The sequence below is a fragment of the uncultured Adlercreutzia sp. genome (assembly GCA_910585575.1).
Lineage (GTDB): Bacteria > Actinomycetota > Coriobacteriia > Coriobacteriales > Eggerthellaceae > Adlercreutzia.
The window spans coordinates 1-12,554 of the sequence record CAJUFS010000071.1; the positions used below are offsets into that span (position 1 = coordinate 1).

The 12,554-nt window shown below is 61.2% G+C and carries 15 protein-coding genes; 12 read left to right on the plus strand and 3 right to left on the minus strand.

Annotated features, from left to right (window positions below; translation table 11 throughout):
- The 5 genes from QZ307_RS09130 to QZ307_RS09150 form a co-directional block, all read left to right on the plus strand.
- A partial coding sequence (locus QZ307_RS09130; RefSeq protein WP_295998992.1) for a hypothetical protein occupies positions 1-453 on the plus strand: 453 nt, incomplete at its 5' end.
- Between the two features lie 75 nt (positions 454-528).
- On the plus strand, positions 529-1,338 hold the full coding sequence (locus QZ307_RS09135; protein ID WP_295998994.1) for an SDR family oxidoreductase: 810 nt from the start codon (positions 529-531) through the stop codon (positions 1,336-1,338).
- A 98-nt stretch (positions 1,339-1,436) separates the two neighbouring features.
- Positions 1,437-2,207, plus strand: a complete 771-nt coding sequence (locus tag QZ307_RS09140; protein ID WP_275206232.1) for an SDR family oxidoreductase — start codon at positions 1,437-1,439, stop codon at positions 2,205-2,207.
- Between the two features lie 72 nt (positions 2,208-2,279).
- A complete protein-coding gene (locus QZ307_RS09145; protein ID WP_275206233.1) occupies positions 2,280-3,035 on the plus strand; it encodes a DUF169 domain-containing protein in 756 nt (251 codons plus the stop codon).
- 231 nt (positions 3,036-3,266) lie between these two features.
- Positions 3,267-4,064, plus strand: coding sequence for an SDR family oxidoreductase (locus QZ307_RS09150; protein WP_295999004.1), 798 nt, complete (start codon positions 3,267-3,269; stop codon positions 4,062-4,064).
- Between the two features lie 106 nt (positions 4,065-4,170).
- Here QZ307_RS09150 and QZ307_RS09155 read toward each other — a convergent pair whose 3' ends face one another.
- Entirely contained in the window at positions 4,171-4,443 is a 273-nt protein-coding gene (locus tag QZ307_RS09155; RefSeq protein ID WP_275206235.1) for a helix-turn-helix domain-containing protein, read from the minus strand.
- Complete coding sequence (locus QZ307_RS09160; RefSeq protein ID WP_295999007.1) at positions 4,436-4,792, minus strand: type II toxin-antitoxin system RelE/ParE family toxin; 357 nt, start codon at positions 4,790-4,792, stop codon at positions 4,436-4,438. Before QZ307_RS09160 ends, QZ307_RS09155 begins: the two co-directional genes overlap by 8 nt.
- Before the next feature lie 353 nt (positions 4,793-5,145).
- On the opposite strand from QZ307_RS09160, the gene QZ307_RS09165 reads away from it, so the two are divergent.
- The 5 genes from QZ307_RS09165 to QZ307_RS09185 all read left to right on the plus strand — a co-directional run bounded on the left by QZ307_RS09165 (position 5,146) and on the right by QZ307_RS09185 (position 9,670).
- Complete coding sequence (locus QZ307_RS09165) at positions 5,146-5,406, plus strand: hypothetical protein (protein ID WP_295999008.1); 261 nt, start codon at positions 5,146-5,148, stop codon at positions 5,404-5,406.
- Between the two features lie 74 nt (positions 5,407-5,480).
- A complete protein-coding gene (locus tag QZ307_RS09170) occupies positions 5,481-6,167 on the plus strand; it encodes a DUF3990 domain-containing protein (protein WP_295999009.1) in 687 nt (228 codons plus the stop codon).
- Positions 6,167-6,820: a helix-turn-helix transcriptional regulator gene (locus QZ307_RS09175; protein ID WP_295999013.1), complete on the plus strand. Its 654-nt coding sequence runs from the start codon at positions 6,167-6,169 to the stop codon at positions 6,818-6,820. The genes QZ307_RS09170 and QZ307_RS09175 overlap by 1 nt, the downstream gene beginning before the upstream one ends.
- A 150-nt stretch (positions 6,821-6,970) precedes the next feature.
- The gene (locus QZ307_RS09180) at positions 6,971-8,488 is read left to right on the plus strand and encodes an IMP dehydrogenase (protein WP_295999017.1); all 1,518 of its coding nucleotides are present in this window, start codon (positions 6,971-6,973) and stop codon (positions 8,486-8,488) included.
- A 180-nt stretch (positions 8,489-8,668) separates the two neighbouring features.
- Positions 8,669-9,670, plus strand: a complete 1,002-nt coding sequence (locus QZ307_RS09185) for a TDT family transporter (protein WP_295999021.1) — start codon at positions 8,669-8,671, stop codon at positions 9,668-9,670.
- Between the two features lie 101 nt (positions 9,671-9,771).
- On the opposite strand, the gene yihA is transcribed toward QZ307_RS09185, so the two are convergent.
- Positions 9,772-10,359, minus strand: coding sequence for a ribosome biogenesis GTP-binding protein YihA/YsxC (gene yihA, locus QZ307_RS09190; RefSeq protein ID WP_295999023.1), 588 nt, complete (start codon positions 10,357-10,359; stop codon positions 9,772-9,774).
- A 317-nt stretch (positions 10,360-10,676) separates the two neighbouring features.
- Between yihA and QZ307_RS09195 the strand changes: the two genes are divergently transcribed.
- Together QZ307_RS09195 and QZ307_RS09200 are read left to right on the plus strand one after the other, a co-directional pair.
- The gene (locus QZ307_RS09195; protein ID WP_295999027.1) at positions 10,677-11,447 is read left to right on the plus strand and encodes a LytTR family DNA-binding domain-containing protein; all 771 of its coding nucleotides are present in this window, start codon (positions 10,677-10,679) and stop codon (positions 11,445-11,447) included.
- Between the two features lie 28 nt (positions 11,448-11,475).
- Positions 11,476-12,554: hypothetical protein (locus QZ307_RS09200; RefSeq protein WP_295999029.1), on the plus strand; the 1,079-nt coding region annotated here is incomplete at its 3' end.

The window sequence follows — 12,554 nt, forward strand, 5'->3', positions numbered from 1 at the left end:
ACCTCCGACCTGGTCACGATGGTCATCAGCTCCACCTTCTTCATCACCATTGTGGCGGCGCCCCTCGGCGGCATCCTGTCCGACAACGTTTTCAAGGGCTCGCGCTACCAGACGCTCATGATTGCCACGGGCATTACCGCCGTGACGCTCGTTCTCATCCCGATCATCGGCAATGCGAGCGCCATCATCGTGGCAGTGCTGCTCATGCTGGCCTACGGCTCGGTGTCCATGATCCTCGGTCCCTTCTGGGCCATTCCCAACGAAATTACCCAGCCGCAAATTGCCGGCCAGTGCACGGGCGAGCTCACCATGCTCTCCAATATCGGCGGCATTGTGGTGGCGCCGGTGTTCGCTGCGCTCATCGACAGCACGGGCACGGCCCTCATCTGCCTGGGCATCTGCGTGGCCGTGGGCGTGATCAGCTTCCTGTGCGCCCGCTTCATTCACCAGTAGGGCTCTGGGTTTCGGGCTCCCGCGCCAAGCCGCGATAGCGGAAGGGCGCGAAATCGATCGAGAAAGGATCGCTTTATGGAAGACAAGAAGGTAGTCATTATCACCGGGGCTGCTATGGGTATTGGCAAAGCGGCCGTGGACCGCTTCGGCCGCGCGGGCTGGCAGATTGCCGCCGTCGACTGGAACGGCGAGGCGCTGGCCGCCACCGAGGCCGAGATGACCGGGAAGGGCTATGCCGTCGACGCCTATGTGCTGAACGTGGCCGACTACGACGCCTGCGCCGCCATGGTGGCTGATGTGGAGGCGAAGTACGGACGCATCGACGGCCTGTACAACAACGCGGGCATCTTGGGCGACCGCGACGGCATCCTGGGCTTTGACCACGAGACGGTCAAAGACGCCTTCGAGGTGAATGTGTTTGGTTCGTTGAACCTCATTCAGCTGGTGGCCCGCGTCATGGATCGCTTGGGCATCCAGGGCGCCATTGTCAACACCACCTCCATTAACGCCGAGGTGGGCACATGGGATCCCATCGGCTACATCGGCTCGAAGGGTGCCATGAAGGCCATCACCCAGGGCGCCGCTTTCCATCTGGGTGCTCAGGGCATCCGCGTGAACGCCGTGTCTCCCGGTGCCACCATCACGCCCATGGCGGCTAGCGTCTACGACGTGCCGCCGGCGCGGGAGGCTGTGGCCCTGAACCACAATCGCCACCGCTGGATCACCCCCGAAGAGGTGGCTAACGCGGCTTTCTGGCTCATCTCCGATGAGGCCTCGGGCGTGAACGGCATTGTGGTGGCCGTCGATGACGGCTATGCCACGGGCAAGGGCGCCGATCTGCTGGGCATTTTCGAGGAGTGGGAGAGCGAGCACCCGCAGGCTTAGGCTCTCGCGTTTCTTCAAGTTCGTTGACAAGGGAGGCCTTCGCGCCCGGACGGAGGCACCGTCCCTTACAAGGGTTCCGGGAAGATTAGGAGGAGATCATGAATCGTCTGGAAGGCAAGCGCGCCATTATCACCGGTGGTGCCAAGGGTCTCGGTCTGGCCACGGCTCAGCTGTTTGTAGAAGAGGGAGCGAAGATCGCCATCGTCGACTTCGACGGCGAGGCCGGCCGCGAGGCTGCCAAGGTGATCACCGAGGCTGGTGGCGAGGTGTACTTCCACGAGGTGGACGTGCGCGACGCCGAGGCCATCGAGGCCACCTTCGCCACCATCAACGAGGAGATGGGTGGCATCGACATCCTGGTCAACAGCGCCGGCGTAGTGGACTCGGGCGTCATCGCTCACGAGACGAGCATCGAGGAGTGGCGCGAGGTTATCGACACCGACCTGAACGGCTCGTTCATCACCTCGAAGTTCGCCGTGCCCTACATGCTCGGCAAGGGCGGCTCCATCGTGAACATCGCTTCCACGGCCGGCCTGTCCTCGGTGTGCGACGGCAACGCCCCCTACCATGCGGCCAAGGGCGGCGTGGTGCAGATGACCAAGAACTTCGGCATTTCCTACGCCAAGAAGGGCATCCGCTGCAACTGCGTGTGCCCCGGCACCACCCTCACCGACCTGGTGCGCAACGACCTCATCAACAAGTTCGGCAGCGTGGAGGAGGGCGAGCCGGTCTACGGCGCCATGCACCCCATGGGTCGTCTGGGCAAACCCATCGAGACCGCCTACGCCATCCTGTACCTGGCCTCTGACGAGGCGGCGTGGACCACGGGCGTGGCCCTGCCGGTGGACGGCGGCTTCACCGCTGCGTAAAGCGCGGCAATGCGAAGGAATGTGCGGGTGCCCTGTTTGGGGCAGGGCGCCCTTTAAGAGAGGAGAATTCCCATGAAGCTCACTAAGCAGGAATGGCAGGATCTGAACAACCGTCTGGTAATGGCGCTGCGCCCCCTCACCAACCCGGTGGCCATCAAGATGATCGACTCGCCCGAGGGCTTCGAGGAGTACGGCGACCTGAAGATGGCCACCAACCCCTCCACGGGCTGCCAGATCATCGGCATCGCCGCCCACTTCCATATGACTATCGGCATCAAGCCGGAGAAATTCCTCACCACCTACTGCGGCGCCAACTGCGGCTGCTGCGAGCGCGATGAGGAGTGGCACGACGGCGTGCTGCTGGCCAACCCGCCCTACCCCTGGCACGGCAACCAGGACGCCTCCCGTGCCCATATGGAAAGCTATCTGGACACGCTGCCCGAGAAGCCCTATGCCGGCATGGTGGCCTCGCCGCTCGACGACAACGACATCGCCGAGCCCGACTGCATCTCGGTGCAGATTCAGGCTTCTGGGGCCTTCCATCTGCTGGCCGGCCTGATCGAGGCCGACTTCCAGTACCTGGAGTTCCCCTTCCGCGGCGAGTCCCAGTGCGTCGACACCTGGATGCGCACCATCAAGACCGGCAAGCCCGGCCTGTCCTTGGGTTGCCGCGGTGACCGCGCCCTGGGCAACCTACAGTCCGGCGAGGTGCGCGTGACGCTCACCTGCGAGCAGTTCGTGAAGGCCATCGAGGGCGTTGAGAATCTCATCAACCGCGGAGTGGACTACCCGTACTTCGCTCCCATCATGCTGCCCGACAACGTGTAGGAAGGCACATTGTCCGCAGCCTGGGGTGAGGAGGGTGAGACAGCCAGGTGAGACAGCCAACCGTCTGACTTGTCTCATCGCCGGCAAAAGCCCTTGACAGTGGGGAGCCCCTTTTAGGGCTCCCTTTGCTCTTTCGGGAACGAGGACGTGACAGGTGCGGAAGCGGAAGGGCGGCGGTCGATGGGGCGCGCTAGGATGGGAGGGTCAACCAACGATGCGAAGGAGCTTCCTGTGCGTTTGCAAGATAAAGTTGTAGTGGTCACGGCGGCGACGCGCGGCATTGGCGCGGCCATTGTGAAGGCCTGTGCTAACGAGGGCGCTACGGTGTATATCGGCGCCCGCAATATGGAGCGCGCCGAGGCCGAGGCGGCGGAGCTTGCGGCCCAGGGCCTGAAGGTGAAGTGCGTCTACAACGACGCCTCGGTGCCCGACAGCTTCCAAGCCATGATCGACACCGTGGTGAAGAACGAGGGCCGCGTCGATGTGCTCGTGAACAACTTCGGCGGCACGAGCCCCGCCACTGACAAGGACATCACGGCCACGGGCTACGAGGACTTCATCAAGAACATCGACGTGAACATCGGCAGTGTGTTCCTGGGCTGCCAGGCGGTTATCCCCGCCATGCGTGAGGCGGGCGGCGGTTCCATCGTGAACATCAGCTCCATTGCCGGCAGCGTGCCCGACATCAGCCAAATTGCCTATGGCACGGCCAAGGCGGCCATCAACCACATGAGCAAGTCCATGGCCGTGCAGCTGGCCCGTGCTGGCATTCGCGTGAACGTGGTGGCGCCTGGCATGACTGCCACCGACGCGGTGAACGACAACCTCACCGACGACTTCAAGAAGTTCTTCCTGCGCCACATTCCGCTGGGCCGCATGGCCGACCCGGAGCACATCGCCGCGGCGGTGGTCTACTTCGCTAGCGACGAGAGTGCCTGCACCACGGGCCAGCTGCTGGAGGTCTCCGGCGGTTTCGGCCTGGCCACCCCCATCTTCGCCGACGCCATGGATGCCGCCGTCGCGCGGTAGGGCCTCTTGTGGCAAGGAAAACAAGCTCGGTAACATCCGATGTGACGAGAAGGAGCCCCCAAGGGGCTCCTTCTTTTTGTTGTCTCGAGGCGCTAGACGGGGAGCGCTACACGAACTGAACGACCAGCTTCTTTCCCATGCCGTCGGCAAGTTGCTGCAGAGTCTTTAGGGTGGGGCTTGATTTGCCGGTTTGCAGACGACTGAGAGCGCTCTGCTTCATTCCGCAGCGTTCGGCGAGCTCGCTTTGGGTAATGCCAAGCTCGTCTTGGGCGTCGAGAATGGCCTTAATGACGGCGTACTCCGGCTCGAGGCGCTCCCATTCCTCGGCGAACGCGGGGTCTTTCATCTGCTCGTTCAGATACTCTTTGAAGCTAAGCATGATTGCGCCTTCTCTCCCAATCGTTCTTGTAGCGAATCGCCCGGTTTAGCTCTCGCGAAGGTGTCTTCTGCGTCTTTTTCAGGAAACCGTTCGTAAGCACGATCAAGCCGTCCTGGTAGAAGAAGTAGAACACCCGAGCTTGTTCTCCCGAGGTAGGGATTCTCAGTTCGAAGATTCCGTTTCTCAGGTGCTTCGAGGCCGGTGGCCGCAGTTCGGCGCCCTTCTCGCTCAGCACCTCAAGATCGCGGAGGCATTTCGCTCGTTGATGCGCAGGGAGCGAATCGAGAAAATCACGCACAGGGATGCGTCCGTTTTCCTTTTCGTAGAAGACTATTTCGTAGTGGCTCATACTGTCCTCCTCATAATATAACAAAATAGTTATATGTCAAGCCATCTTAAGAATGGCTGGGAGGATCTTGCAGGTTAAGTCGCCCGATGCGCGTCTGCTAATTTCGACCGATGGGCTGTGACAGAAATAAAGCTGCCCCTGCACTGGCTCTTGCTAGCATTATACCATACAAATGTACGTTATATTAAGAGAAAGAGCATTCGTTATCGGACTTGACAGCCACCCCATCTTCGCCGACGCCATGGATGCCGCCGTCGCGCGGTAGGCCACAACCCATCGGCCTCGCCGGAGGCGTTGCGGCATCGTGCTAGAATGGCGGCATTGTCGTCGAGCCTTGGAGGAGGTGAGAGGGAATGTCGAAGAAGCGCAAGCGGTCGGTGCCGGTGAGTGCGAAGGCGGCCCGGGCGAGCCACGCCTCGCGCAACGTGGTGTGGCGCCAGTCAGCAGCAGAAGCGACGCTGGCGGCCAAGCCCCGCTACAACGGTTACGCCTGCGGCCACGGAGCCCACGGCCCCGCCAAGTACAGCCGCACGAAAACCAAGCAAGCCTGGCAACGCCAGATGCGACAAGAAGGAGCCTCTCGGGGCTCCTTCTTTTTTGCGCACGACGAATGAGTGGGTTGCGCACGCTCTACGAGTCTCCTAAACTATCACCAAAGTGATACTTTTGGAAAGAAGGGAGAGGCAGCATGTACGAAGCAGCAGCGTTTTTCGGGCATGAGACGCTTACACTTTTCCATGGGTCTTCGCAGGTTGTTTCCCGGCCTCAGTTTGGTGCGGGATCGCCCTTTAACGACTACGGCCAGGGCTTCTACTGCACCGAATCGCAGCAGCTGGCCAGCGAATGGGCTTGCCCCACGTTGGAGGATGGCTGCGTGAACGAATACGCGCTCGATCTCAGCGGCCTGAGCCTGCTCGATTTGGCAGCGCCGGAGTACTCGGCGCTTAACTGGCTCGCGGTTCTTCTTGCTCATCGCACCTTTGAAGTGGGGCCGGCTGCCAGCGCGGTGGCGCGCGACTTCATTCTCCAGCACTATGGGGTCAGCTTAGCTGACGCTGACTTGGTGCATGGCTACCGCGCCGACGATTCGTACTTTTCATTTGCGCGCGACTTTCTGTCGAACCAAATCAGCCTTGAGGATTTGGAGCGCGCCTTGTTCTTGGGTGGTTTGGGATACCAGGTGGTTCTCAAAACGCCCCGCGCCTTCGAGGCCCTGTCTTTCGTTGGCTGCGCGACGGTCGAAGGCGAGTGGTGGAATCCTTTGCGCATGGCGCGTGATACCCAGGCGCGCGAGCGCTATCATGCCGTGGTTGCGCAGTCTGCCGAACAAGGATTTCAGGGCACCTATGTTGTTGATCTTATGAGGAGGGCGTAATGGGACGGATGGCGTACGAGGTCGTCAACTTCGACTTCGAGTATCTCGATGATGCCCGCGAAACGCTGGGGGCACTGTTCGATATCGGCGTGAACGAGTGGAAGGTGTCCGGCGAGGATTTGACCCAAGCCTTTCTGGCATCGGGCGTAGCCGAGCAGTTCGAGCGGCACAATCCGGTATATGTATCGGGCAAGTCGGCTCTCGACCTGCTGCGTTTGCTCGCTCCGTACCTCGCCATCGAGAAACCCGTGCCTGCCCAAGCGCAGGTGGTGCCTCGGGAAGACTACTGGCTCGGTTGGATTTTGGCCTACTACCAAATGGAAACCGGGCGTCCCTACCGTCAGGTGTTCGACACGGTGCCCTACGACGAGCTGGTGGCCATGTTCTATCCACTTCACGAGGCCCCCGAGCAGAAGTTCGTCGAAGTGCTTACTCGCCGCTTAGAGAATGCCTCGCTGCCCACGCGCTTGCGACGCCAAAGAAAGCTCTGCGGTCTTTCCCAAAAGCAGTTGGCGAAGGCTTCCGGGGTCACGCTGCGCTCTATCCAAATGTACGAGCAGCGGCAGAAGAACATTAATCGCGCCTCTGCAGAAACGCTCTACCGGCTTGCCTTCGCCTTGCACTGCTCGATGGAAAACCTCATGGAGCGCTAGGGAAGGGCCACGGTGCGGGCCGTCCCGCTTTTAGGGGCTCTCTTCCGACCGCTGCCGAAAATACCTGGCCGCTCTGGTTATTCCCGATAATCGCCCTTATAATGATGCAATTATCGACTTTTCAGTCCGAGGAAAAGAAGGAGCGCAGCTGTGGCCTACTATTTCGATGAACCGTCCCGCACATTCAACGAGTACCTGCTAGTTCCGGGCCACACGCCGGCCGATTGCATTCCGGCGCGCGTCAGCCTGAAGACGCCGCTCGTGAAGTACAAGAAGGGGCAGGAGGAATGCCCGCTCACGTTGTCGGTGCCCATGGTGTCCGCCATTATGGCCGCCGTATCCGACGACAAGATGGCCGTGGCCCTGGCCACCGAGGGCGGCCTTTCGTTCATCTACGGCAACCAGTCCATTGAGGACGAGGCTGCCATGGTGGCCCGCGTGAAGGACTACAAGGCCGGCTTCGTTACTTCTGATGCCAACCTTTCCCCCGATATGACCCTGGCCCAGGTGGTGCACTTGAAGGACCAGTACGGTCACTCCACCATGCCCGTCACGGCCGACGGCACCGCCCACGGCAAGCTGCTGGGCATTGTCACCGAGCGCGACTACCGTCTGTCCCGCATGGAGCTCACCGAGAAGGTGGCCGACTTCATGACCCCGCGCGAGAAGCTGGTGGTGGCCCCCGACGGCACCACGCTGAAGGAAGCCAACGACATTATTTGGGATCACAAGCTGAATTCCCTGCCCATCGTTGATGAGAACGACTGCCTGGTAGCTCTGGTATTCCGCAAGGACTACGACTCCCACAAGTCCAACCCCGATGAGATGCTCGACTCCCACAAGCGCTACATGGTGGGCGCCGGCATCAACTCCCGCGACTACGCCGAGCGCGTGCCGGCTCTGGTAGAGGCCGGCGCCGACGTGCTGTGCATCGACAGCTCCGAGGGCTATTCCGACTGGCAGAAGATGACCATCGAGTGGGTGCGCGAGCACTACGGCGACGAGGTGAAGATCGGTGCGGGTAACGTGGTGGACGCCGAGGGCTTCCGCTTCCTGGCCGACGCCGGCGCCGACTTCGTGAAGATCGGCATTGGCGGCGGTTCCATCTGCATCACCCGCGAGACCAAGGGCATCGGCCGCGGCCAGGCCACGGCCACCATCGAGGTGGCGAAGGCCCGCGACGAGTACTTCCGCGAGACGGGCGTCTACATTCCCATCTGCTCCGACGGCGGCATCGTCTACGACCACCACATCTCGCTGGCCCTGGCCATGGGCGCCGACTTCGTCATGCTGGGCCGCTACTTCGCCCGCTTCGACGAGAGCCCCTCGGCCAAGGTCATGGTGAACGGCACCTACATGAAAGAGTACTGGGGCGAGGGCTCGGCCCGTGCCCGCAACTGGGGCCGCTATGACCTGGGCGGCAAGAAGTCGCTGTCCTTCGAAGAGGGCGTCGACTCCTACGTGCCCTACGCCGGCAGCCTGAAGGACAACATGGCCATCACTCTGCTGAAGCTGAAGAGCACCATGTGCAACTGCGGCGCCCTTACCATCCCCGAGTTCCAGGACAAGGCGAAGCTCACGCTGGTGTCCGCCACCTCCATCGTAGAGGGCGGCGCCCACGACGTGCTGCTGAAGGACAAGGCTCCCTACGCCTCCAACACGCGCTAAGCGCGGCAGCGCCGCTCGGCGCACCAGATGTACGCAAGCCCCGAGAGCATCGGCTCTCGGGGCTTTTTTCGTACTTGGCGGTTACCGAACTCTGACGATCTGTTTGCAACGCGAAAGACTCATCTTTCGCCATCGCGACGAGGCGCATACTGAAAGCATCCTTGGGAGAAAGGTGCCCCTATGTCGCTGTCGTCGCTCATCAAAAAAGTTCCCATTCCCACGGCGGGCCTTGCGTTGGGCTTGGCGGCTTTGGGAAACTTGCTGCAGCCCTACTCGGAGCTGGCTCGCGGTACCTGCGGCATCCTCTCGCTGCTGCTGGTGGTCATGCTGGTGGCGAAGATCATCATGTTTCCCGCTATGATTCGCGATGACCTGCACAACTCCATTTTGGCCAGCGTGTCGGCCACCTTGTTCATGTCCGTCATGCAGCTGTCGGGGTACTTGGCCCCCTTTGCCATGGCGGTGGCCTTCGCCCTGTGGTGCGCCGCGGTGGCGGGGCATATCATCCTCATGATTTGGTTTACCGTGCGCTACATCTTCCGCTTCAAGCTGCACGAGGTGTTTCCCACGTACTTCATTTGCTACGTGGGCATTATCGTGGCCTCGGTGACGGCGCCCACCTTCTCTATGGAGTGGCTCGGCAATCTGCTGTTCTGGTTCGGGTTTGCCTGCTATATGGTGTTGCTGGTGCTGGTAACCATCCGTTATGCCAAGCACGAGATCCCCGAGGGCGCCCGGCCGCTGTTCTGCATTTACGCCGCGCCCATGAGCCTGTCGCTGGCGGGCTATCTGGCGTCGAACCCCGATCCGAATCCGGCGTTTGTCGGGGTGCTGCTCATCGCGGCGCAAATTCTGCTGATCATGGTGCTCACCCAGTTGCCCAAGCTGGCGGCGCTTAACTTCTATCCCAGCTTCGCGGCCATGACCTTTCCCTTTGTCATTTCGGCGTTCTCGCTGGGCCGCGCCGTGGCATTTCTGGACGGTGCCGGCATTGCCATTGCGGCGGTGCCCATGCTCGAGGCGCTCATTGCGCTGGAGACCATCTTCGCCGCTGTCATGGTTACCTACGTGGCCTGCCATTACGCGCGTTTCTTCTTCCGCGAGATCGAGGAGCCCCAGGCAGCCGACGTGGTGCAGGAGCAGGCCATGAACGCCCGCTTCGCCGAGAACTTCGAAAATTAGGAAGCGAAGCCGCGCAGTCCGGACCTGCCGCGCTCGTGCGAAACGCAAGAGGTGCGTTGTCGCGGGGTGCCGCAGCGCGGCGAAGGCGCTGTGTGGTCCGCTTAGGCCTCGTCCACGTAGCGGCTGATCAGGGTACGCAATTCGTCGATGCCCGTGCCACTTTCCGATGAAGTGACCACCATGGGCGTGCCCTTGGGTAGATCGAGGGCCTTGCGGATGGACGCCCGTTGCTTGGCCTGCTGCTGCTTGGACAGCTTGTCGGCCTTGGTCAGCGCAATGGCGAAGGGAAGCCCCGAGGCCTTCAGGAACTCCACCATGTGCTTGTCGAGCGCCGACGGGTCATGGCGAATGTCGATGAGGGACACCACTAGGGCGAAAATGCGCTCCTGGTTGAAATAGCCCTCGATAAGCTCGGACCAGCGGCCCTTTTCAGCCTTGGACACCTTGGCGTAGCCGTAGCCGGGCAAATCAACAAAGTCGACCCCGTCCACGTCGTAGAAGTTGATGGTGGCGGTTTTGCCCGGAGTGGAGGAGACCTTCGCCAAGCCCTTGCGGTACATCAGCTTGTTGAGGAGCGACGACTTGCCCACGTTCGAGCGGCCGGCAAAGGACACTTCGGGAAGAGTCGATGCGGGCAGTTGCTCCGAGGTGCCGTAGGCGGCCTTGAAAGATGCGTTGTGGAAGTTCACGGTTCCTCCGATTCGGGCGCAGGGCGCGGGTTGCTCCTGCCTATGGTACCCGACCTTTTCGCGCTGCGGGCAACCTCCTCGGAAACGGCAGGCATTGCGAGGGCGGCTTCGGGGCGATCATAGCGGAAATGTATTGGATGGCTACAGAAATCAAGTCAGTTATTACATTCGGGATTTTACTTTTATTCACGCGTTCCCTCAATGTATACAATCGTCCTTCAGCGGCGCTTAACCCCTCGTTGACCAGGCATTAGGAGAATAATGAGGTGGCTCGGGCGCACAAATTGGTGAACCGCGGCCAGGGAGGGCAGAAGCGCGTGAAACACTACAAGGTAGCCATCGTTGACGATGATCCGCTGCAAGCCGCCGAGTTGTGCAAACTTGTCGAGCAATGCGTCGTGCCGGCCGATCTCAGCGCAACGGCTTTTGAGAGCCTGAGCGCTTTCGAGGCATCGTTGGAGAACGAAGTGCCGGACATCGTGTTCATGGATATCGTGTTTCCCTCCGAAGCCGCTCAAGGCGAAGGGGTGCTTGCCTCGGCGGGGTTTGCCGCTGCGCGGGAAAACATCGCCGGCATCGATGCCGTTTCGCGCCTTTTGGAGGAGCACGACGGCGTTCAAGTTATTTATGTTACGGGCTATATCGAGCTGTGCACGCGCGTCTATCGCACGCGCCACGTTTCGTTCCTGCCCAAGCCGGTGAACGAGGCCGATTTGGAAGAGGCGCTGTGCCAGGCGGTGGACAACCTCAACGAGCGGGTGGTGCGCCCTTTTGCCCTTAAGGTGGGCGGCCGCATCATGAGCGTCGACCCTGCTGACGTGGAGTACATCGAGTCGGATCGCCGCAAAGTGCGCATTTTCATGGACGATCGCACTATTGAGGCCTATGAGTCGCTGAGCAGCATTACCCGTAAGCTGCCCGGTTCGTTCGTCCAGTGCCACAAGAGCTTCGTCGTCAACATGGACCGTATAGCCGAGATGCGCTCTGATGCGGTCGAAATGCGTTCGGGCACCACCTTGCCTGTCTCACAGAAGCGCCGTCGCGAATCGCGGGAGGCTTTTGCCGAGCACCTGCGCGGCCGCCTGTAGCGCGAGATCGGCTCTGCGGGAAATTGCGATGGAACTCGCTTTCGATCTCCTTAACTACGCCCTGTTTCTCGTTTCCCCCTGCCTGATCATCTATGCGGCCACCTTTTATCTGGACATCCGGCGGAAAGAAGTCTTCTGGATTGCGACGCTGGCCTTGATTCTGCCGGCGGCCAGCTCTGCGTTTATCCTCATGACTCCCTTGCGTATCGTGGTGGGCACGATAGCCATGGGGGCGCCCATGATGCTGTTCGCTCGCGACAGCCTGCTGCGCCGCAGCATGGTGGTGGCGTGTCTGCTGGCTATTCTGCTCATTGCCGATGGCATTGCCATCGTTCTTTGGCGCCTGCTGAAAACTTCGCTGAGCTTTGCAGACGGGGGAGGGCTGGGCGATTGGGATCTGGCGCTTCTTGCCCAGGCGGTGCGTATTGCGGTCGTGCTTATCGCCCTGGTGCTTTTCGATTTCGCCTATCGTCGGATGAGCCATCTTCACACCGATCGCGGCGTCCTCACCTTCGGAGGGTTCATCGTCGTTCAGCTGCTTCTGCTGACCCTGTGCATAGCGGTTGCCATGACGGATAGGGAGGCGCCGCTGTGGTTTCTCGCGGGGGTGATGGGCGCCACCATCCTCTCTGCAGCGGTGGACGTCTTGCTTTTCGTGCGACTCTACCGCTTCAACTGCGGGGAGCAGCAGCGGGAGCGCGCCGAGCTGCTGCAGCACGAACTCGATCACTATTTGCAGCAGTATCGCCTGGTGGAACGCGAAGTGCGTCTGGTAGGTCGGCTTCGTCACGACTTGCGCAACCAGTCCAGCGTGGCGATCCTGCTTGCCCAGCAAGGCGATACCGAGCGGGCTTGCCGCCATCTCGAGATGCTCGTCGACGAGATCATTGCCCGCAGTCTTGATGACGAAAGAACGGTGACCGATTGGGGGTGCCCGGTGCCAGCGGAGGCGCGCTCGACGGCGAGCACCGCCGACGCCAGGCGCGAGAATGCGGAGGAGCGCGTGTCGGCGAGTTGCGCGAAGAAGCCGTCTGCAGTGGCAAAAACGCAGCGGGGGGGGGGCGTCATGGCCGTTAACCTGAGGCCGCGTCGCCGCATTCAGCTGGC

Bases quoted from the DNA above. Each gene is read 5' to 3' on its own strand.
- QZ307_RS09135 (WP_295998994.1), top strand. From the start codon at position 529: ATGGAAGACAAGAAGGTAGTCATTATCACCGGGGCTGCTATGGGTATT.
- QZ307_RS09140 (WP_275206232.1), top strand. From the start codon at position 1,437: ATGAATCGTCTGGAAGGCAAGCGCGCCATTATCACCGGTGGTGCCAAG.
- QZ307_RS09145 (WP_275206233.1), top strand. From the start codon at position 2,280: ATGAAGCTCACTAAGCAGGAATGGCAGGATCTGAACAACCGTCTGGTA.
- QZ307_RS09155 (WP_275206235.1), bottom strand. From the start codon at position 4,443: ATGCTTAGCTTCAAAGAGTATCTGAACGAGCAGATGAAAGACCCCGCG.
- QZ307_RS09160 (WP_295999007.1), bottom strand. From the start codon at position 4,792: ATGAGCCACTACGAAATAGTCTTCTACGAAAAGGAAAACGGACGCATC.
- QZ307_RS09165 (WP_295999008.1), top strand. From the start codon at position 5,146: ATGTCGAAGAAGCGCAAGCGGTCGGTGCCGGTGAGTGCGAAGGCGGCC.
- QZ307_RS09170 (WP_295999009.1), top strand. From the start codon at position 5,481: ATGTACGAAGCAGCAGCGTTTTTCGGGCATGAGACGCTTACACTTTTC.
- QZ307_RS09175 (WP_295999013.1), top strand. From the start codon at position 6,167: ATGGGACGGATGGCGTACGAGGTCGTCAACTTCGACTTCGAGTATCTC.
- QZ307_RS09185 (WP_295999021.1), top strand. From the start codon at position 8,669: ATGTCGCTGTCGTCGCTCATCAAAAAAGTTCCCATTCCCACGGCGGGC.